The organism is Streptomyces sp. NPDC049954, assembly GCF_040656295.1.
Lineage (GTDB): Bacteria > Actinomycetota > Actinomycetes > Streptomycetales > Streptomycetaceae > Streptomyces.
Map to the genome: position 1 here is coordinate 550,992 of NZ_JBFALS010000002.1, position 21,171 is coordinate 572,162.

A 21,171-nucleotide genomic window follows, 5' to 3' on the forward strand; every position below is an offset into this window, starting at 1 on the left:
GCACCACGCACCAGGAAACGGCACAGCATGAGCGCACCGACCGCCTCACCCCCTCCGCCCGGCCACCGGCCCGGCCCCCCGCCACCGGGCGGCACGGGCCGGCCCGCCCCGGCCCCGGGCAGCCCCCGCGACTTCGCGCGCGGCGCGCTCACCGGCCTCGCCGTCGGCGACGCCCTCGGCGCCCCCGCCGAGAACATGAAGCCCTCCCAGATCCGCCAGCGCTGGGGCCGCATCGAGGACTTCGTCACCGACGACCCGGCCGGCACCGACGACACCGAGTACGCGATCCTCTCCGGGCTGCTGCTCGCCGAGTACGGGGCGGCGCTCACCACCGCCCACGTCGAGGCCGCGTGGCACCACTGGATCGCGGACCGCGACGAAGGGCCCTTCCGGGGCGCCGGGTTCAGCGAGCGCGGCACCCTGGAGAACCTGCGGCGCGGACTGGCCGCGCCGATCACCGCGCAGCACCGGCACGCCTGGAGCGACGGGCTCGCGATGCGCGCCGCTCCCTTCGGCGTGTTCGCCGCCGGACGGCCCGCCGAGGCCGCGCGGCTCGTCGCCATCGACGGCACCGTCAGCCACGACGGCGAGGGCATCTACGGAGGTCAGGCCGCCGCCGCCGGGGTCGCGGCGGCCATGGTGGGCGGCGGCAGCGCGGCCGTCGTGACCGCCGCGCTCTCCGTCATCCCCGAGGACTCCTGGACGGCCCGCTCCCTGCGCCGCGCCGTCACCACGGCGGGCCGCGCCCGGCTCGACACGTCGTTGAGCCGGCTGGAGCGGGAACGCGCCGTGCGCTCCGCCGTCGTCATCGGCGGCTACCCGTGGACCGACCTCGCGCCCGAGGCGATCGGCCTCGCCTTCGGTGCCTTCGCCCTCGCGGACGGCGACTTCAGCGGCTCCGTCCTGACGGCCGTCAACATGGGCCGCGACGCCGACACCACCGCAGCCCTGGCCGGGGCCCTCGCGGGCGCCCTCGCCGGGTACGCCGCGATCCCCGGCGCCTGGACCCGGGCGATCAAGCCGGTGCGCGGCAGTTGCCTGCCCGCCATGGCCGGCTACCACGTACGCGACATCGCCGACCTCCTCGTACCCGACGGGGACGGGGACCGCGCCGACCGCGACCGCGTCGAGACCCTGGAACGGGCCCGGCTGCGCGCCGCGGGACCCCCGGCCGGGCCCCCGCGCCCCCGGCGCCCCGAAGCCGCCCCCCGGGAAGCCCGCACCATCGAGGAAGAAGGACGGGCCGCGTCATGACGATCCGCACCACCTCCGCCCGCACCCCCGCCGCCGCCGGGGAACCGCGCCCCGCCCCCTCCGGGGAGCGGGCCCACGCCCCGGACGGGGCCGTGTCCGAACAGGCCGCCCCCGGACGCGGCACCGTGCCGCACGCCGCGTCGGCCGGGGGCCACCCGTCCGCGCCCGGCACCCGCGTCACCCGGCAGCGCGGCCCGCGCGAAGACGCCGGGAGCACGGGAGCCACCGGAGCCACCGGAGCCACCGGAGCCACCGGAGACGCCGGGACCACCGGCCCGTCCGGGCTCGAACTGCGCCGCGTCGAGGGCCTGTTGCTCGGGCTCGCGGCCGGGGACGCCGCCGGGTGGCCCGCCGCCAGGCACCGGGCCGCGCGGATGCCGGAGTGGACCCGCAGGCTCACCCGGGAACTCGACACCTTCGCCGAGCAGAACGCGACGACGACCCTGCCCGTGCCCATCGCCCTCAACCAGCCGCCGGAGCCGCTGCGGCTGGGCCCCTCCGACGACGCCGAGTGGGCCGCGTTCACCGCCGACTCGATCCTCGCCTCGCACGCGACGCTGCTGAGCGACCTGAGCAAGGACCGCCGGGTGCGCGCGGCCGTCGACCTGTCGTGGATCTCCCTCGCGGCGGAGATCTCCGCCGCCGCGGCCCGCGCCCCCGAGGTCGAGTCGGCCGTGATGCCGCTGCGCGCCCGGATCTCGGTACGCGCCGGGCTCGGCAACCTCGCGGCGGGGCTGCGCCCGCCGGCCACCGGGCACGACAACCCGCACTACTTCGACGACGCGGCCTGCACCCGGGCCTGCGTGCTCGCCGTCGTCCACCCCGGGGACCCGGCCGCCGCCGCCGACCTCGCCGAGTACGACGCGCGCTACACGCAGGACGGCGACGGGGTGCTGGGCGCGCGCGCGATGGCCGCCGCAGTGTCCCTGGCCCTCGCCGGTCACCCCGCCGCCGTGTGCGTCGAGGCCGCGCTGCGGGAGCTGCCCGAGAGCTCCGAGATCGGCCGCAACGCCCGGCACGCCGTCACCCTCGCCCGCACCGCGACGACGCGGGATCCGGACGGGACCGGCCACGCCTTCGGGCTCGTGCCCGTGCTGGAGCACCAGATCATCGACCACGTCTACAGCTACGGCATCGCCGCCGCCGAGACGGTGCCCGTCGCCCTCGCCCTGGTCCTCGCCGCGGGCGGGGCGCCGGGCGAGGCCGTCCCGGCCGCCGCGTGCCTGTCCCGGGTGGCGGACTCCGCGCCCGCGCTGGCCGGGGCGCTGGCCGGGGCGCTCAGCGGCGCCGAGTCCCTGCCGCGCGCCTGGCGGGACGCGTGCCGCACCCTCGCGGGCTGCGCCCTGCCCCGGCAGACCGGGACCGACCTCGTCGCCCTCGCGAGCGCGCTCGCGGCGACCGGCCCGAGCCCGGAGGCCGCCCCCGGGAACGCCGCCGAAGACCTCGCCGAACACGTCACCGAAGACCTCACCGAACACGTCAGCGAAACCGTCACGGAAGGACCCCACCTCTCATGAAGCTCACGCTGGAGGACCGCGTCGCCGGCTGCCTGGTCGGCGCCGCTGTGGGCGACGCGCTCGGCGGCCCCGTGGAGGGCTGGACCCCCGAGCAGATCGCGGAACGCCACGGCGGCCGGGTCCAGGGCATCGTCGGCCCCTTCTACGAGGACTGGCGCACCGCGCGGCCCATCGCGCCGTACCACAAGGGCGACGGGCACGTCACCGACGACACCCTCATGACGCACGCCCTGGTACGGGTCTACGCGAAGGTCCGCGACCACCTCGACGCCTACAGCGTCGCCGACCACCTGGTGCCCGACCTCATCGGCACCCCGCGCTGGATTCCCGAGCTGGAGGCGGAGGCGCTGCCGCTCCAGCGCGTGTTCCTCGCGGAGAAGTGGATCGTGGCGCGGCTGCACTACGGGCACGTCGACCCGCGCGAGGCGGGCGTCGGCAACATCGTCAACTGCGGGGCCGCGATGTACATGGCCCCCGTCGGTGTCGTCAACGCGGGCCATCCGGCCGCCGCCTACACGGAGGCGCTGGAGGTCGCCGCCCCGCACCAGTCCTCGTACGGGCGGGAGGCGGCCGGGGTGTTCGCCGCCGCCGTGGCCGCCGCCTTCCGCCCGGGCGCCACCCCGGACTCCGTCGTCGGCGCGGCCCTGGCCCTCGCGAAGGACGGCACGCGCGCCGCGATAGAGGCGGTGTGCGAAGTGGCCTCCCGGTACGAGGACTTCGAGGAGGCCCTCGTCCCGCTGCGGGAGGCCGTCGCGCCCTTCGACACGGTCGGTCCGCAGTACCGGCAGCCCTCGCTCGGCGCGCGCAGGCCCTCGCGGCTGCACGCCATCGAGGAACTGCCCGTCGCGCTCGGCATGCTGCTCGTGGGCGGCGGCGACTTCCGGCGCAGCGCGCTCGGCTCCGTCAACTACGGCCGGGACTGCGACTCGATCGCGACGATGAGCGGCGCGCTGGCCGGGGTGCTGCACGGCACTGCGGGCATCCCCGCCGAGTGGAGCGAGGAGGTGGCGCGGGCCAGCAGGCTCGACCTCCTCGCGCCCGCCGCCGAACTCGCCGCCGTCACCCGCGAGGTCTTCGACCGGGACCTGGCCCGCAGGCGCGCCCACGAGACGGCCTTCACCGAGCTGGCGGGGCAGCGATGACGACGAGGACCGGGGGACGGGCGGACGCTGGGACCGCCCCGGAGCCCCGGCCGCACCCCGGCCCGGCCACGCAGCCGCACCCCGGCCCCGCCCTGCGGGTGACCTGGGTCCAGCCCGAGGACCTGCTCGGGCACGAGCTGCGGCAGGCCGCGCAGGACGGACGGGACCCGGAGGCCGTCGCCCGCGTCGAACAGCGCTGGCTCGCCGCCGGGGGCCATCTCGCGCCACAACGCGCGGGTGCCTCGACCGGCCCCGCCGACCCCGCGCTGCGCGCCCTCGCGCTCACCCTCCTCGACGAACTCGACGAACTCGACGCGTTCGACGGGCCGGCCGAGGCCGGGGAGCCGACCGGCCTCGCGGACGTCCGCGCCGCCGCGCGCGCCCTGCCGCGTCCGGACGGTCCGCCGCCCGGGGTCGCCGACGGGCTCACCGCCCGTCTGGAGGCGGCCTGGCTGGGCCGCGCGGTGGGCTGTGTGCTCGGCAAACCGGTCGAGAAGCTGCCGCTCGCCGGGATCAGGGAGATCGCCGCCGCGACCGGAAACTGGCCGCTGCGCACCTGGTTCACGGAGATCGGGCTGGACGCGGCGACCGCGGCGCGCTGGCCGTGGAACCGCCGCAGCCGCCCCACGTCCCTCGCCGAGAACATCGACGGGGCGCCCGAGGACGACGACCTCAACTACCCGCTGCTCGGCCTGCTCCTGCTGGAGCGGCACGGCCACGACTTCACCACCGCCGACGTCGCGCGGCTGTGGCTGGACGAACTCCCCGCGGGCCGTACCTTCACCGCGGAACGGGTCGCGTACCGCAACCTCCTGGACGGGGTGGAGCCCCCGGCGACGGGCGCGCTGCGCAACCCGTTCCGCGAGTGGATCGGCGCCCTCATCCGCGCCGACGTCTTCGGCTGGACCCGCCCCGGCGACCCGTACGCCGCGGCGGGTCAGGCGTGGCGCGACGCGGTCCTCAGCCACACCGCCAACGGCGTGTACGGCGCGATGTTCGCCGCCGCGACGGTCGCCGAGGCGGCCGGCGGGCGCGGCGACGTCCACGGGGCGCTCGCGGCGGGGCTGTCCGTCGTGCCCGGGCGCTCGCGGCTGGCGCGCGCGGTGCGCTTCGGCATCGAGGCGGCCCGCGCCGAACCCACCGGCACCGCCGAGGGCTTCGCGTCCGTCGTGGACCGGCTGCACGCCGAGTACGGCGACCACCACTGGGTGCACGTCCTGCCCAACGCGGCGCTGCTCGCCGCCGGACTCACGCACGCCGACGGGGACTTCGACGCCTCCGTGTGCCGGGTCGTGTCCGGCGGCTGGGACACCGACTCCAACGGGGCCACCGCCGGGTCCGTCGCCGGTCTGCTCGCGGGCAGCCCCGGGGCGCTCCCCGAGCGGTGGACCGCCCCGCTGCGCAACCGCCTCGCCACGACCGTGGCCGGGCTCGACGGCATCGGTTTCGACACACTGGCCGCCCGCACCGCAGCCCTCGCGGTGACCGGGACCCCGGCCGGCACAGGAAAGGGCGGTACCTCATGAACCCGGCCGACAACTCGACGCAGGCGGACGCGGCTCACCCGCGTACCGCCCGGATCACGGTGCTCGGCAGCACCAACATGGACCTCGTGGCGTACGCGCCGGTCGCCCCGGAGCGCGGGGAGACGGTGACGGGCCACACCTTCCGTACCGTCCCCGGCGGAAAGGGCGCCAACCAGGCGGTCGCGGCGGCCCGCGCGGGCGGCGCGGTGTCGCTGATCGGCGCGGTCGGCGAGGACGACTTCGGCGGCGGACTGCGCGCCGTACTGGCCGAGTCGGGCGTGGCCACCGAACGGCTGCGGACGGTTCGGGGGCCCAGCGGCACCGCGCACATCGTCGTGGACGACGCGGGGGAGAACTCGATCGTCGTCGTGCCCGGCGCGAACGGCACCGTCACCTCCCTCGTCGACGGTGACGAGGAGACGATCGCCGCGTCCGGGGCGCTCCTGCTCCAGCTCGAACTGCCCTGCGCGGCCGTCCTGGACGGGGCGCGGGCCGGCCGCAGGAACGGCGTGCGCACCGTCCTCACCCCGGCGCCCGCCCAGCCGCTGCCCGACGAACTGCTGGACGTCATCGACCTGTTGGTGCCCAACGAGCACGAGGCGGCGACGCTCACCGGCCGTCCCGACGCGCACGCGGCGGCGCTCGCCCTGCTCGACGCCGTGCCCGAGGTGGTCGTCACCCTCGGCTCCCGGGGCTGCCTGCACGCCCGGCGCGGCGCCGAACCCGTACTCGTCCCCGCCTACCCGACCCGTGCGGTCGACACGACGGCGGCCGGGGACACCTTCGTCGGCGCCCTCGCGGTCGCGCTCGGCGAGGGCGTCCCGACGCGGCGCGCGCTCTCCTGGGCGCAGGCCGCCTCCGCGCTGTCCGTGCGGAGCGCCGGGGCCTCCTCGTCCATGCCCGTACGCGCTGACATCGACGCGCTGGTCGCCGCGTCCGGCTGACCGCCCCGGCCGCCCGTCGCCCCACCACCGGGCACCAGTTCAGAGGCTTTGGAGGACCGCCCATGCATGACCCCCGTACGCAGGAACCCGACCCCGGCACGCGGGAACCCGACCCCGGCCCCGGCACGCGGCGGACAGCGACGGCGCCGGGGCCAGGACCGCTCGACGGGCTGCGCGTCCTGGACCTCGCGACGCTCTTCGCCGGGCCGCTCGCGGCCACCATGCTCGGCGACTTCGGCGCCGAGGTCACGAAGGTCGAGCACCCGACGAAGCCGGACCCCTCACGCGGCCACGGCCCCAGCAAGGACGGCGTGGGCCTGTGGTGGAAGCACCTCGGCCGCAACAAGCGCAACCTGACGCTGAACCTGTCCACCGAGGGCGGTCGCGAGGTGCTGCTGCGGCTCGTCGCCCGCGCCGACGTCGTCATCGAGAACTTCCGCCCCGGCACGCTGGAGAAGTGGGGCCTGGGCTGGGAGGAGCTGTCGGCGGTCAACCCGCGGCTGGTCCTGGCCCGCGTCACCGGCTTCGGCCAGTTCGGGCCCTACGCCTCGCGCCCCGGCTTCGGGACGCTCGCCGAGGCGATGAGCGGTTTCGCCGCGACCACCGGGGAGCCGGACGGCCCGCCGACCCTCCCGCCGTTCGGCCTCGCCGACTCGGTCGCCGCGCTGGCCACGGCGTACGCGGTGATGACGGCGCTCGCCGGACGGGACCGCACCGGGCACGGACAGGTCGTCGACATGGCCATCATCGAGCCGATGCTCGCGGTGCTCGGCCCGCAGACGATCTGGTACGACCAGCTCGGCTACGTCCAGCCCAGGACCGGCAACCGCTCGACCAACAACGCGCCGCGCAACACGTACCGCACCGCCGACGGCAAGTGGCTCGCGGTCTCGACCTCCGCGCAGTCGGTGGCCGAGCGGGTGGTGCGGCTCGTGGGCCGGCCCGAGTTCGCCGAGGAGCCCTGGTTCGCGACGGGCGCGGGCCGCGCCCAGCACGCCGACGCCCTCGACGAGGCCGTGGGCGGCTGGATCGCCCGCCACGACCGGGCCGAGGTCGTCGCCGCCTTCGAGCAGGCGCAGGCGGCGGTCGCCCCCGTGTACGACGTCCGGGACGTCGTGACCGATCCGCAGTACCGCGCGCTGAACACCATCACGACCGTCGAGGACGAGGAACTGGGGCCGATCCGCATGCAGAACGTCCTCTTCCGGCTCTCCGGGACACCCGGCGCCGTCCGCTGGGCGGGCCGTCCGCACGGCGCCGACACCGAGCGGATCCTCGGCGAACTCGGCCTGGACGAGGCCGAGATCACCGCCCTGCGGGAAGGCGGCGCGCTGTGAGCACCGGCTCCGTGACCAGCCCGCCGCCCGCCTCCACCGGCATCGCGGAGGAGCCCGTCCTGACCTGGCTGTACGCGCCAGGGGACCGGCCCGAGGTGGTCGCGAAGGCGCTGCGCTCGGGCGCCGACGTCGTCCTGATCGACCTGGAGGACGCCGTCGCCCCCGGCCGCAAGGAGTACGCGCGTACCGCGACCGCCGAGCTGCTGTCCGCCCCGCAGCCGGGCCCGGCCGCCGTGCACGTACGCGTCAACGCGCTGTCCGGACCGTTCGCCCGCGCGGACCTGGAGGCGCTGTCCGGGCTTCCCGGCCTCGCCGGCCTGCGCCTGCCGAAGATCGAGTCGCCGCGCGAGGTCCTGGACGTCGTACGGGTGCTCGGGGAGTGGGGGGAGCGAGGAGAGCGAGGAGAGCCGCAGAAGCGGGAGAAGCGGGGCGAGGCGGCCGGTGCCGGGGCGGTGCCCGGGCTGTATCCGCTGCTGGAGTCGGCGCTCGGCATCGAGAACGCCTTCGCCGTGGCGAGCGCCGATCCGGCGGTGCGGGGGATCGCGCTCGGCGAGGCCGATCTGCGGGCCGACCTCGGGATGCGGGACGAGGCCGCGCTGACCTGGCCGAGGGCCCGCGCCGTCGTGGCGGCCCGCGCGGCGGGGCTCGCGCCGCCCGCGCAGTCGGTGTACCCGCACGTGCGCGACGTCGAGGGGCTCGCGGCCTCGTGCCTGCGGGGGCGGTCGCTCGGGTTCCTCGGCCGGACCGCGATCCACCCGCGTCAACTGCCGGTGATCGAGCGGTCCTACCTGCCGACGTCCCGGGAGGTCGAGGCGGCCCGGGAGACCCTGGCCGCCGCCGGGCGGGACGCCGGGGCGCTGGCGCTGGCCGACGGTCGTTTCGTGGACGCGGCGGTGGTCGCGGGCGCCCGCCGCACCCTCACGCTCGCGGAACGCGCCCGCTCCCCCCGGCACGGGTGAGACGCCGGGCGCCCCTGAGGGGGCGGGGGGCCGGACGGATGGTCGGACGGAGGCTCAGACGGAGGCGATGACGCGGTCGGCGAGCAGGTAGACGTTCTCCTCGCCGCAGCCGAAGGTCAGCGCGAAGGCGCCGGACACCCCGGAGCCGCCCAGCAGACAGGGCGCCCGCCCCTCGCGCACCGCCTCCGCGAGCAGCTCGGCCGTCTCCCGGTGCCCGGGGGTGGTGCACAGCGTCGTGCCGTCCTCGAAGACGTACACGTCGAGGGTGCCGAGCGGACCCGGTCGCACGTCGGCCAGCTCGGTGCGGTCGGCGGCCAGCTGCTCCAGCCGCGCGATCGTCAGGTCGTGGTCGCCGATCGGCGAGGGCTGCGAGGGGACGAAGTCCGGGTGCGAGGGGTGCCGCCTGCGGGCCGCCGCCAGCTCCGGGGAGTCGGCGGGGAACTCGCGTTCCCGGGCCTCGCTCCCGGACACCGGGTCGGGGTCCGCGAGGTCGTGGTCGTAGGCGAAGGGCGCCTCGCCCGGCTCGCCGAAAACGATCTCCACCCCGGCCGCCTCGCCCGCGCGCGGCCCGAACAGCTCCTCGCCGAACCCGGCCATGCCGCCCAGCAGGGACGGCGCGTCGGAGGCGTCCCGCGCTTCCTGCGCGGCCCAGAAGGCGCGCGCCTCGGCGAGTTCGCGCTCCCGCTCCTCGGCGAGGGCGTCGGCGACCGCCGCGCGTATGGCATCGGTGTCGGTACGGGCCGCGGGCACCGCGAGGCGGGCGACGGGCCGTCCGTACGCGGCCAGTTCGGACCGCAGGGCGGCGATCTCACCACGGAGGGCGTGCGCGACGCGGAGGGCGACGACTCCGACCGCGACGGCGGCGGCCGTGACGATCAACAGGGCAAGAGGCAAGGCGCTCACTGTCGTTACTCCTGATTCCGACGAGATCCCCGACTTCTACAACAGCTTGAGCCCTGAACGCCCGACCTGTCAGTGCGTAACGTCACCATTTGGGAGGTTTTTTCCGGCGGGATGTTGACCCTTCAATCTCGCTGACCTGGGCAAACGAAACTCCCCCGGGATTTAGATCACATCCCGGGGGAGATCGGGTCACGAATTGATCAGGCGGCGTTAGGTGGTGCGACGCTCACGCTGCGTGGTGAAAGGGGCCTCCGGGGACAGGTGCCCCCTACCTTCCGCTCCACCTCAGCTCAGCCGCTCGATGACCATGGCCATGCCCTGGCCGCCGCCCACGCACATCGTCTCCAGGCCGAACTGCTTGTCGTGGAACTGGAGGCTGTTGATCAGGGTGCCGGTGATCCGCGCGCCCGTCATGCCGAAGGGGTGGCCGACCGCGATCGCGCCGCCGTTGACGTTCAGGCGGTCCAGGTCGATACCGAGGTCGCGGTACGACGGGATGACCTGCGCCGCGAACGCCTCGTTGATCTCGACCAGGTCGATGTCGCCGACACCCAGGCCCGCGCGGCTCAGCGCCTGCTTCGACGCCTCGACCGGGCCGAGGCCCATGATCTCCGGGGACAGCCCCGAGACACCCGTCGACACGATGCGGGCCAGCGGCGTCAGCCCCAGCTCGCGCGCCTTCGTGTCGCTCATGACGACGAGCGCGGCCGCCCCGTCGTTCAGCGGGCAGCAGTTGCCTGCCGTGACGTAGCCGTCCGGGCGGAACACCGGCTTCAGGGCCTCGACGCCCTCCAGCGTGACCCCCGCGCGCGGACCGTCGTCCTTGCTGACGACCGTGCCGTCCGGCGTCGTGACCGGCGTGATCTCGCGCTCCCAGAAGCCCTTCGCGATGGCCTGCTCGGCGAGGTTCTGCGAACGCACCCCGAACTCGTCCATGTCCCGGCGCGTCACCCCCTTGAGCCGTGCCAGGTTCTCCGCCGTCTGGCCCATCGCGATGTACGGGTCGGGGACCAGGCCGTCCTCGCGGGGGTCGTGCCAGCTGTCGGCGCCCTCCTCGGCGACCTTCGCGGTCCGGGCCTCCGCCTCCGCGAACACCGGGTTCTGCGTGTCCGGCAGGCTGTCGGAGTTCCCCTTCGTGAAGCGGGACACCATCTCCACGCCCGCCGAGATGAAGACGTCGCCCTCGCCCGCCTTGATCGCGTGGAAGGCCATGCGGGAGGTCTGGAGCGAGGACGAGCAGTAGCGCGTGACCGTACAGCCCGGCAGGTGGTCCATGCCCATCCGTACGGCCACGACGCGGCCCAGGTTGAAGCCCTGCTCGCCGCCCGGCAGGCCGCAGCCGAGCATCAGGTCGTCGATGTCGTGCGGGTCCAGCCCCGGCACCTTGTCGAGCGCGGCCTGGATGATGGTCGCGGTCAGGTCGTCCGGGCGCAGATCCTTGAGGGAACCCTTGAAGGCGCGGCCGATGGGGGATCGGGCAGCAGAGACGATCACGGCTTCGGGCATCACGGCTCCTGTCGGAGAAACAGTCGGGCCCTCGTGAAGTTACCGGTCGGTCGGCCGGGGGTCACCAGGTGCGGGTTGTGACGCGTCACGCATTTCTAAGCGGTCGCTCAGGTCTGCGGAGCCGCAGGACCGGTCGCGGCGGTCCCCCCGGGCCCCGGTTCGGAAGCTGCTTGCCCACTCAGCCGCAGGCTGCCACTGGCGGCCGAGCCCTGCCCGGCAACCGGAACGACTGCAAGGCAAACGGCTGCAAGGCATGGGAGGCATCCGGCGCGAGGCCGCCGTCGGCACGACCACGACCATCGCCGACGATGGGCTGCCCGGTCACCGACCTCGTCCCGCCTTATCGACGGTCTTCCATGGCACTGCCCCCCGGAACGCACCTGTCTGGTTCAGCATGATGCACCCGCATCACCGTGATGAACGGACGCCGTGCTGCCGGTCCTCTACAGAGCCTGTGCGGAGGGTCCGGGGAGGAGCGGCCTGTCGATCGGTTCTGGCCGTACAGAACCGGCCTGTTGTCGCGCAACCCTCTCCAACGGGCAACTCCATTCGCACGCGAAGATGCAGATCAGCCCACCTTCGTACAACAAGCCCGCACCCTCCGCCCCGGGATCGGTCAACGCGGCCAAGGTGGCGAAAAATTGACCGCTCAGCGAAGCGCGGATGATTGGCGCCTTAGCGGACAAAAACATCAGCGATCCCGGGTCACCTGTGGGTTCGACGCGATACTCTCTGCTCCGCAAGCTCGCCGTGCTGCTACCACCGGGGGAAATATGAAGAAAGCAACTGGTACAGGGGGCTTGCGCCGCCCTGACGTGTTTCATGATGGTTGCACCTACCGCGTCTGCGGTGGCTCAGCCCGGTCAGTGGGGCAGCGGGCAGGTCGAGTTAAGGGATATCAAGGGTGTCAGGGTCAATGAGGAGGCCCAGGCGAGGTAGTCCATTGAATCCTGTGCGGCCGGCGCCTTAATCCCGTGCGGTCCATGGCCGACGCCAGTGGACGCTGATATGCCATTGCATTGTAGCTGTTTGACACGGCACTGGCAGGCCCCGCTGGCACAGGTGGTCACGACTGGAGAGATCTCCGGCGCACTGCCTCCTGTTGGCCCGGCTGAGCTGCGGACTGCATCTGGCGGGGAAGTGGATTGGCGGAGCGGCCGGTGGTGATCCTGGCCATGCCCCGCGCCTCCGTCTGCCTGCGCTTGGTCCGCAGCGCCCAGCGAAGGCACCGCCAAAATCGCGAGGTTGAACGGCCCCCTAGTCGGGCTCTGTGCAGCTGCTCCGGACTCGTCGCCGCGACCGTCGACTTGGTCGCGGCGAGGACTCGTACGCGGTCGATCATGAGTGAACGTCAGGGGAGGGGGCTGGCAGCCCCGTCGTGAAGCTGCCTCCTCTTACCTTTCTGCCAGCACTTTCGCGTCTTCCGGGATGCGCGCAGCCGCAGCGGGGATGAAGTGACTCCGGCATTTCTCGGCCCTTTTCCTGGCTTCCTCGCTGTGTTCACGCGCTGTCTCCAGGCCGATGGTGATGGGCTGAGTGCAGCTTCACGCGATCTCTAGTGCCACGACGTTATCGTCTTCTCCCAATTCACAGCGACAGGAAAGCAGGAAACGAACACGCATGTTGCAGCGCCTAAGACCTAAAAAAATCGCATGTTTGGCCGCCATGGTCGCGGGGACCCTGGTCGGAAGTCTGATGCAGACTCCCGCATGGTCGAGTGAGCCGGACGCGAGTAAAGCACCTGCGGATAGTAAAAGCAGCACGGCAGCCGATGCCGTCCCTGCGGCTGCCCGGGATGACGTGCTGGGTGCCGAATGGAAGAAATCCGCGGATGTCGCTTGGACGACCACGGGTGATGCTCAAGGTTTCCATGTCCTGACGGCGCGCGAGCAGGACGGCTATACGTGGCAAACGACGGCTACCCTTGCGGAACCCGGGTTCGACACGGATGCCTGGATCGGGAACGCCTGCATCACCGCTTCAGGGAAGCGTGCCGTAGTCACGTACGCGCCTCGAACCTTCACCAACAAACCGCAACTGATGGCCCGCGGGGCTTTCACCGCCGTGGTCGATCTGAACAGTGGTGAAGTGAGGAAGCTGGCGACGCTTGCCTCGCTCTCCTACTACAACCCGGGGTGTGGTGACGGCGAGGAAGCCGTGCTCACCCAGTCGGGCGGCGACGACCTGCCGGGAACGCGGCTGATACGGCTCGACACCGTCACCGGCAAGGTTCAGCCCCCGATCAAGACCAAGGGACAGGTGACGTCCGCTGTCCCATTCGGAGACCACGGTATAGCTGCGGCAGTGGGAAACGCTGTGGCAGAGGTGAGCCCGTCCGGCAGCACCACTCCCCTCGCACGGACGGACTCGGTGCCTTACCGGCTTGCCCCGGATGGTGAAGGGGGAATCGTCTTCCTCGACAAGCACAAAAGTACGGCAAAGGTGAAATGGATCTCTGCTGCGCATGTGGCCCGGAAGGGCATCGACAAGACAGCGCCACGAGTCCTCGCACAGGGCGCGACGACTGAGACCGGGCTGGTCCGAAGCGGCAGCCGTGTCTACGTGACGGGGCCCACGAAAGCTGGGACCAGCAGTCTGCCGAAGTGGGCGCGACGGCTGCCCGGGGCCCCGAAGACCGTGACGATTTCCACTACGGGCGCGGCAACTGTCACTGCTCCGCGCTGGGCGGACGGCAAGGGGGCGCTCCTGCTTCCCGGTGAGACTGATGGTGCGCGCAAGGTCAAGATGACGGCTGTGCTGCAGCCCACGGACGCTGAGATACCGTTCGTCTTCGACCCGGATACCCGCAAGGCCGGCTTTGCTGCCCAGGGGACCGCGCAGTCCCCCGGTCTTACGGGCGGGGCATCAGCCACGTCGGGCAAGGGAACCCGCGCCGGCAAGAGGGCGACGGTCGCCTCTTCGCCCACGGAACCCATTGAGGATGAGCGCACTTGTGCGGTGCCCCGCAATGATCCCCGCAACCAGGCCATGCAGCCCAAGCCCCGGCAGGTGGAATGGGCCGTGGACCAGGCTGTGAAGGGTTACCTGAACACCTGGATATCTCGACCGGCCAACTGGAAGAATTTGGGCATGCCGGCGTACTCGCCGCAGACCCTCTTCCTCAACCCGGTGGTCGAGGGCGGTGACCGCACCATGGCCCAGGTCATGCTCGGCGTCACCACTCAGGAGTCGAATATGTGGCAGGCAGGTCGCGAGGCCGTCCCTGGCGTTACGGCCAATCCGCTGATCGGCAACTACTACGGCATCGATCTCTACGACGGTGACACCAGCAACGACTGGGACGTCGACTTCGCTGAGGCCGACTGCGGTTACGGGATCAGCCAAGTAACCGACCACATGCGTCTGGCCGGCCGCGAGGACGGGCACGGGGGAGCCGCCTGGGATTACCAGAAGCAACGTGCTGTTGCTCTCGACTACACCGCCAACATTGCGGCAGGCCTGCAAATCCTCGTCCAGAAGTGGAACGAGACCAGGTCCGCTGGTATGACGGTCAACCACGGCAGCTCCCTTCGGCCCGAGAACTGGTACTACGCATTGTGGGCCTACAACTCCGGGTTCCATGCGAAGACCGGTGACGGCACGCCGTGGGGCCTGGGGTGGGCCAACAACCCCGCCAATCCCGAATGGGACGCATCACGCCTGCCCTTCATGGAGAACGCCGGCGGCGGCGAGGACGCGACCGCCGCAGCCCACCCGCAGAACTGGCCCTACCAGGAGAAGGTCCTCGGCTTCGCGGCTCACCCGCCCTCCTTCCTGGAGTCCCCGGGGAACATGGTTCCTGCTTTCCGTCCCGCCACCTGGAACGGCAACAGCGCAGGAGTCGATATGAAGGGAAGTGCGCTCTACAACCGTGCGCACGTGAAGGCCCCAGAGGATGCCTTCTGTGACTCGTCCAACTTCTGCAACCCAGGCAAGATATCCGACGGCGCCTCCAATGATGACGGATCTACTGGGCCTTGCGGGCGGGAGGATTTCCATTGCTGGTGGAGCAAGTCCGTTACCTGGAAGGACGACTGCTCCACCACCTGCGGGTACGAGTTCATCCGATTCAACGAGAACGACTATCCGGAAGAGCCGGACGGCACCGCGTACCCGCCGGTCTGTACCACTTCGGGACTGCCCTCCGGAGCTCTCATCGTCGATGACGTGCCGGACGGGACCCCTGTCATGCGTCCCGGTTGCAGCAATGACTGGAAGAACTCGGGGAAGTTCACCTTCAGCTTCTCCAACAACGGAGCTGAAGCTGTCTATCCCTCGAAGGTTGACTTGCATCAACTGGGCGCCGGGTTCGGCGGACACTTTTACTTCGCACACACGCGAAAAAACGATGCCAAGGGTAACCGGTTGATGGTGACCGGGGCGTGGTCGTTCAACGACGCGTTGAACGGTCCAGCGAAGGTCCTGGTGCATCTACCCGACCACGGGGCGCAGACAAAGCAGGCCAAATACGTGATCGATACCGGTCTCGGGGTCCGGACCAGGGTAGTTTCGCAGCCCGGTAGCGGGAACCGCTGGGTCAATATCGGGGCCTTTATGTTCAAGGGCAAGCCGAAGATCACACTCAAGAACATCACGCAGGACGGCACCGGCGATCAGGACATCGCCTACGATGCGGTGGCCGTCGCCCCCATCAAGGGAACGTACGTAGAGCACACAGTCGAGGCTGTCGGTTTCTTCGACGAAGACCAGAACCTCGATGCGGACTCTTTGAGCACCGGTCCGATCAACACGCCGTTCAAGTCCCGGCAGGACATCTATGACTGGGGTGTCAAGACGTCTGGTGACGTCACCTCCCTGCCGGGGTGCATCGACCTCCCCGCTCCTGGATGTGCCGGGGTTGAAACCAGGGCGGCCATGGAGCGGTGGAACAAGGCCGTGAAGGAAGCGGGGGTCGACCCCTCGGACCACCCTGACGGAAAGGGGATGACCAACTGGCTCCACTATTCCAATCCTTACACGGACCGGCCCACGAGTGCATCGAAGCCGGCAAGGTTCGACACCGACGACAGCGCCTTCAAGATCCGCAACCAGGCCACGGTCTCCTTCGTGAAAGACGATTCGGGGAAAGTGATCAGCGGCAGTGAGTACGTCGAGTACGACGACAGAACCGCTGACACGCACGTGCCAGATTTCATCATGGAGACGTTCGCCGCCATCGAAAAGGATTATCACATCGATGCGCCGAATCTGAACTACACGACGACGGACCTGAATGAGCACAACGGACTGGAAACCACCACCAACACGAACTCCAACGGGATATTCCCCGGCAGGGCTTACGCGGCGATGGGCCTGAAGCCCACAGTCGTGGCCGACGGAACGTGCGTCCGGGCATTGAACACCTCAGGCGGTTCCATTGGATACCGCCCCATGCTTTCGAACAGTGGTGTGACAAGTTCGGTCGAAAACTGGAAGAAAAAGATCGAGGATTCCAGCGTAATCGGCGATCCCATAGCGAAACTCGCTGGTGAGATCTACAACGCGTATTTCAAGCCCGGCGTGACGGGATCCTTGCAGAACCAGGCGCCTCCGATCTGGGAGGAGTTGAGCTTCCAGGTCTGCGCCGACGGTACGGTCAAGCCGTACGACGAGGACCCGATCCTGCGCGCGAGCCACATGCCGAGCCAGTACCTCTATCTAGACGGCACGGCCATCGATCAGAAGGGTGCGCACACCAACAGTGCGGCCCCCTTGATCAAGGGGAACTTCAGCGCCTTCAGTTCGGTCGTGGACTTGGACGGTGAGGGAATGCCGTACGGAAGGTGTGGGCCGCTCAGTGGGCAGAGTGGAAATCCCTGGGGTATAGACGCGGGGCTTGACAGTCCCGGGACCAACCCCTCAGGCAAGTTCTGTTCTTGGCCGAGTACAGATCCGTCGCCGGAGTACAGCAGCTAGCAGCAAGTGAATGTTCGTCTCTGTGTTCGGGGCGGGGTTATCGGCCCCGCCCCGAAACAGCGGAAAGTTTCACATGATCCTCATTCCTGTCATGTATTTTCTCATCATAGTGATCTGGGCGATGATTCCCTTCCTGGGAATGCGGAGTGATCGCTATGCGACTCTCCTCCTGGGCATACACGCGGCAGTCAGCGCGATCGCCGTGGTCGCTACCTACCTGGCAACCCGCCTGGGTGTGTCAATGGTGGGAATCCTGGGCCCGGGCGCGGCACTCTCCATCTTTTTCCTCCTTCTGAAGCTGGCATTTCCTGAGAAAAAGACGCGGCGCTGACGCCGGCAGGCGGTCACCGTCTCTTCAGGAGGCAGCAGTCCGGGGAACCCGCACCAGCGGCCCTGCCTCAAGGGCCCGGAAACGGCTCCTGGCGAAGCGCCCGTTCACACTCTCGACCGGCTCTCCGGTTTCTGCTGGTCCTGTGGGTGGATGCGGTCTCTGCGGCGGCGTTTGAGGAGGGCCAGGGGGCCACGGCCCGGGGAGGGGGGTACCGCGGTGACCTCGGTGCCGCCCTCGGAGGCCGCTTCCGCCGCCGCCTTCGCCACCGGGAGGAAGCCCTCGTGGCGGGTGACGTCCGGGTGCTCCTCCTCGGGCCACAGGCCCAGCGCCGCGCACAGGGTCGGCAGGACCGCCATCGCCGCCGTCGCGTAGCCCTCGGCCGAGGGGTGGTAGTTGTCGGGGCCGAACATGGCTCTCGGGTTCGCCTCGAACTCGGGGCCCAGCAGGTCGCTCAGGGAGACGGTGCGGCCGCCCTGCTCGACGACGCCGATGGTCTGCGCCGCGGCGAGCTGCCGGGACACGCGCCGGGCGAGCCAGCGCAGCGGCTGGTACACGGGCTCGACCGTGCCCAGGTCGGGGCAGGTGCCGACCACGACCTCCGCGCCCGCCGTACGCAGCCTGCGCACCGCCGCGCTCAGCAGCTGAACGGACTGGGTCGCCGGCATCCGGTGCGTCACGTCGTTCGCGCCGATCATGAGGACGCACACGTCGGGCACCCCGTCCGGATCGGACACGATCAGCGAGACCTGCCGGTCCAGGTCGTCCGAGCGGGCCCCCGGCAGCGCGACGTTCCGCAGGTCCACCGGGCGCTCCGCGACCGCGGCGAGCCCCGAGGCGAGCAGCGCCGCCGGGGTCTGCCGGGCCCGGTACACGCCCTGTCCGGCCGCGAGCGAGTCCCCGAGCATCGCGAACCGCAGCGGTTCGTCCGTGCCCGCGCTCGCCGCGGCGCCCGGACCGGTGCCCGGGCCCTCCTCCGCCACGCCGTTCAGCGCGAACGCCGACATGGTCCTGCCGTACCGCCCGTCCGCGTGCGGCGGCACCACCATCTCCCCGGTGCCCACCGTCCGTTTCGCCAACTGGACCTCGGCCAGGACCAGCCCGACCCCGGCTGCCGACAGCAGCCCGATCCCGCCACCGCCGTACGCCGCTCCCGCGGCGATCCGCCGTGCCACCCTCGCCCTGGACGACATGCGACGCAGCACCTCCTCGTAGCCGTACATTCACTCCATGCCCCGTGAGGGCGGTGCGCCAATCGCGGTCCGGGCGGACGGACCGTGAACAGTGGGTGGTCCCTCTAGGCTGGCGGCACCCATAGCGAGCCCTTACTCGGAGCCCGGAGACAACGGTGCAATTCCACGACTCGATGATCAGCCTCGTCGGCAACACCCCGCTGGTGAAGCTCAACCAGGTGACCGCGGGAATCCAGGCCACGGTCCTGGCCAAGGTCGAGTACTTCAACCCCGGCGGTTCCGTGAAGGACCGCATCGCGCTGCGCATGATCGAGGCGGCCGAGGAGAGCGGGGAGCTGCGCCCCGGCGGCACCATCGTCGAGCCGACCAGCGGAAACACCGGGGTCGGGCTCGCCATCGTGGCCCAGCAGAAGGGGTACAAGTGCATCTTCGTGTGCCCCGACAAGGTCTCCACCGACAAGATCAACGTGCTGCGGGCCTACGGCGCGGAGGTCGTCGTCTGCCCGACCGCCGTCGACCCCGAGCACCCCGACTCGTACTACAACGTCTCCGACCGGCTCGTGCGGGAGACGCCCGGCGCCTGGAAGCCGGACCAGTACTCCAACGTGAACAACCCGCTCTCCCACTACCACTCCACGGGCCCCGAGCTGTGGAAGCAGACCGAGGGCAGAATCACCCATTTTGTGGCAGGGGTGGGCACCGGCGGGACGATCTCCGGCACCGGTCGCTACCTCAAGGAGGTGTCCGACGGCGCGGTCAAGGTGATCGGCGCCGACCCGGAGGGCTCCGTCTACTCGGGCGGTTCCGGGCGCCCGTACCTCGTCGAGGGCGTCGGTGAGGACTTCTGGCCCACCGCCTACGACCGGACCGTCGCGGACGGCATCGTCGCGGTGTCCGACAAGGACTCCTTCCAGATGACGCGCCGGCTCGCCAAGGAGGAGGGCCTGCTCGTCGGCGGCTCCTGCGGGATGGCCGTCGTGGCGGCCCTGGAGGTCGCGCGGGGCCTGGGCCCCGAGGACGTCGTCGTGGTCCTGCTCCCGGACAGCGGCCGCGGCTACCTCAGCAAGATCTTCAACGACGAGTGGATGAACGACTACGGCTTCCTGGAGCACGCAGGCGGTGAGCCGCTCGTCGGTGACGTGCTCAAGTACAAGGCGGGCCCGATGCCGTCCCTCGTGCACATGCACCCCGAGGAGACGGTCGGTGAGGCCATCGAGGTGCTGCGCGAGTACGGCGTCTCACAGATGCCCATCGTCAAGCCCGGCGCCGGGCACCCGGACGTCATGGCGGCCGAGGTCGTGGGCTCCGTCGTGGAACGCGAACTGCTCGACGCGCTCTTCGCCCGCCGCGCCACCCTGGACGACGCGCTGGAGCGGCACATGTCCTCCCCGCTGCCACAGGTCGGCTCCGGGGAGCCCGTCTCCGACCTGATGGCGGTGCTCGGTACCGCCGACGCGGCGATCGTCCTCGTCGAGGGCAAGCCGACCGGGGTCGTCAGCCGGCAGGACCTCCTCGCCTTCCTCGCCCGCGAGGCCGGAAAGTAGCCCTGAGCCGGGGCAGCGGCGCGCTGCGGCGGGCCGGGGCGGCTGCGGCGGCCCTGGCCTCCCGGCCTCCCGGCTCCGCGAGGCGCGGCGCGGCGCGGTACGCGCGGAATATCCCCGTACGCGGTGATCGTCCTGCGCGTTCACCGCGCGTTGACTCTTCGTTCGTCCGTACGTTCGAACATCTCGCGTAAGTGGTACGAGGGCGTCACGTCCACGCAGCACCCGGTTAACAAGCGTCCGGCACATTAGTGGGTGTCGGCAGGAAGGGAGCGGCTCCCCTTCAGGCCGGCGACCGAAACGGCGCCATGGAACCTCCGGAGCGGCTCCCGGACCTCCAAGGACGCCTAGGACGTGCGGCCCGGCCCTGACCCGGCCCGCGTCCCTCGCGGGGACCGCCGTCGTCCCGCCCCCCGTTCCACGGGGGTGCGGCGGTCCCCGCGCATCGGTCACTTCCCGTGCGCACGCACCTCTAGGGCCTGCGAGCTGCCGCCTCCCGGCTTTCTCATTCCTCCCAGGGGGAGTCCTGCCCCGTTCGTCCGGATCGCTCGCTTCCCGCGCGGCCGGAGCGCCTGGACCACGGCGCGTTGTGCGCCGCGTGCGCGAGATTGACCCCGACGATCCCGCCCCAGGCCACGATCAGGCCCGGCAGGTGTGCGGTGCCCGCACCGATCGCGGACAGCGGGATCGCCAGGACGAGCGAGGCGGCGCCGAAACCGTAGCGGTGGAACCAGCCACCCGCCGGCAGGCCCGTCGGCCGGGGCGTGCTGCCCCGCGCGACGACCATCTGCTGTTCGGCCAGCTGCCTGCGCACCCGCCGGTCGACGGTCCCGTCGATCCGCTGGTCCACCTTCTCCAGGAACGATTCCACGAGCGCGGAGTCGTAGTCCTCGCCCAGCTCGCGGCGCGCCTGGAGAGTCGCGTTCAGCTCTTTCTTGAGCTCCTGGTCATGGGCTTCCATGCCAGAAACGCTACGCAGCGGGGCTTTTTCGCACACGGGGGCTAACCCCCCTTTCGAACCCCCGCTTCTCTCAGGGTCCGACGGCCGTGTCCCTTAGGGGACGCGGCACGGCGCCGCCTTACAGTCGGCGGGACGTTCTCCCTC

At 71.2% G+C, this 21,171-nt stretch carries 14 protein-coding genes; 10 read left to right on the forward strand and 4 right to left on the reverse strand.

Going from position 1 to position 21,171, the window contains the following annotated elements:
• Positions 1-27: 27 nt before the first annotated feature.
• From AB0J21_RS05965 to AB0J21_RS05995, 7 genes are all read left to right on the forward strand, one after another.
• The gene (locus AB0J21_RS05965; protein ID WP_363144577.1) at positions 28-1,254 is read left to right on the forward strand and encodes an ADP-ribosylglycohydrolase family protein; all 1,227 of its coding nucleotides are present in this window, start codon (positions 28-30) and stop codon (positions 1,252-1,254) included.
• On the forward strand, positions 1,251-2,771 hold the full coding sequence (locus AB0J21_RS05970) for an ADP-ribosylglycohydrolase family protein (protein WP_363144578.1): 1,521 nt from the start codon (positions 1,251-1,253) through the stop codon (positions 2,769-2,771). The genes AB0J21_RS05965 and AB0J21_RS05970 overlap by 4 nt, the downstream gene beginning before the upstream one ends.
• Positions 2,768-3,913: an ADP-ribosylglycohydrolase family protein gene (locus tag AB0J21_RS05975; RefSeq protein ID WP_363144579.1), complete on the forward strand. Its 1,146-nt coding sequence runs from the start codon at positions 2,768-2,770 to the stop codon at positions 3,911-3,913. The genes AB0J21_RS05970 and AB0J21_RS05975 overlap by 4 nt, the downstream gene beginning before the upstream one ends.
• Positions 3,910-5,439 (forward strand): ADP-ribosylglycohydrolase family protein, encoded by a 1,530-nt coding sequence (locus AB0J21_RS05980; RefSeq protein ID WP_363144580.1) that lies wholly within the window; start codon positions 3,910-3,912, stop codon positions 5,437-5,439. Before AB0J21_RS05975 ends, AB0J21_RS05980 begins: the two co-directional genes overlap by 4 nt.
• Entirely contained in the window at positions 5,436-6,383 is a 948-nt protein-coding gene (gene rbsK / locus AB0J21_RS05985; protein ID WP_363144581.1) for a ribokinase, read from the forward strand. The genes AB0J21_RS05980 and rbsK overlap by 4 nt, the downstream gene beginning before the upstream one ends.
• Before the next feature lie 62 nt (positions 6,384-6,445).
• Positions 6,446-7,720 (forward strand): CoA transferase, encoded by a 1,275-nt coding sequence (locus tag AB0J21_RS05990; RefSeq protein WP_363144582.1) that lies wholly within the window; start codon positions 6,446-6,448, stop codon positions 7,718-7,720.
• Positions 7,721-7,761: 41 nt separating this feature from the next.
• Positions 7,762-8,679, forward strand: a complete 918-nt coding sequence (locus AB0J21_RS05995; RefSeq protein WP_363144715.1) for a CoA ester lyase — start codon at positions 7,762-7,764, stop codon at positions 8,677-8,679.
• Positions 8,680-8,733: 54 nt separating this feature from the next.
• Here AB0J21_RS05995 and AB0J21_RS06000 read toward each other — a convergent pair whose 3' ends face one another.
• Both AB0J21_RS06000 and AB0J21_RS06005 read right to left on the reverse strand, forming a co-directional pair.
• A complete protein-coding gene (locus AB0J21_RS06000; RefSeq protein WP_363144583.1) occupies positions 8,734-9,582 on the reverse strand; it encodes a hypothetical protein in 849 nt (282 codons plus the stop codon).
• A 285-nt stretch (positions 9,583-9,867) separates the two neighbouring features.
• Entirely contained in the window at positions 9,868-11,088 is a 1,221-nt protein-coding gene (locus AB0J21_RS06005) for an acetyl-CoA C-acetyltransferase (RefSeq protein WP_363144584.1), read from the reverse strand.
• 1,656 nt (positions 11,089-12,744) lie between these two features.
• On the opposite strand from AB0J21_RS06005, the gene AB0J21_RS06010 reads away from it, so the two are divergent.
• On the forward strand, positions 12,745-17,004 hold the full coding sequence (locus AB0J21_RS06010; RefSeq protein ID WP_363144585.1) for a hypothetical protein: 4,260 nt from the start codon (positions 12,745-12,747) through the stop codon (positions 17,002-17,004).
• Between the two features lie 73 nt (positions 17,005-17,077).
• Positions 17,078-17,335 (forward strand): hypothetical protein, encoded by a 258-nt coding sequence (locus AB0J21_RS06015; protein ID WP_363144586.1) that lies wholly within the window; start codon positions 17,078-17,080, stop codon positions 17,333-17,335.
• Between the two features lie 104 nt (positions 17,336-17,439).
• Here AB0J21_RS06015 and AB0J21_RS06020 read toward each other — a convergent pair whose 3' ends face one another.
• Complete coding sequence (locus AB0J21_RS06020) at positions 17,440-18,555, reverse strand: SGNH/GDSL hydrolase family protein (RefSeq protein WP_363144587.1); 1,116 nt, start codon at positions 18,553-18,555, stop codon at positions 17,440-17,442.
• A 125-nt stretch (positions 18,556-18,680) separates the two neighbouring features.
• Between AB0J21_RS06020 and AB0J21_RS06025 the strand changes: the two genes are divergently transcribed.
• On the forward strand, positions 18,681-20,069 hold the full coding sequence (locus AB0J21_RS06025; protein ID WP_363144588.1) for a cystathionine beta-synthase: 1,389 nt from the start codon (positions 18,681-18,683) through the stop codon (positions 20,067-20,069).
• Between the two features lie 502 nt (positions 20,070-20,571).
• Here AB0J21_RS06025 and AB0J21_RS06030 read toward each other — a convergent pair.
• Positions 20,572-21,027 carry a hypothetical protein gene (locus tag AB0J21_RS06030; protein WP_363144589.1) on the reverse strand — a complete coding sequence of 152 codons (456 nt, stop codon included), beginning with the start codon at positions 21,025-21,027 and terminating at the stop codon, positions 20,572-20,574.
• Between the last annotated feature and the right edge of the window lie 144 nt (positions 21,028-21,171).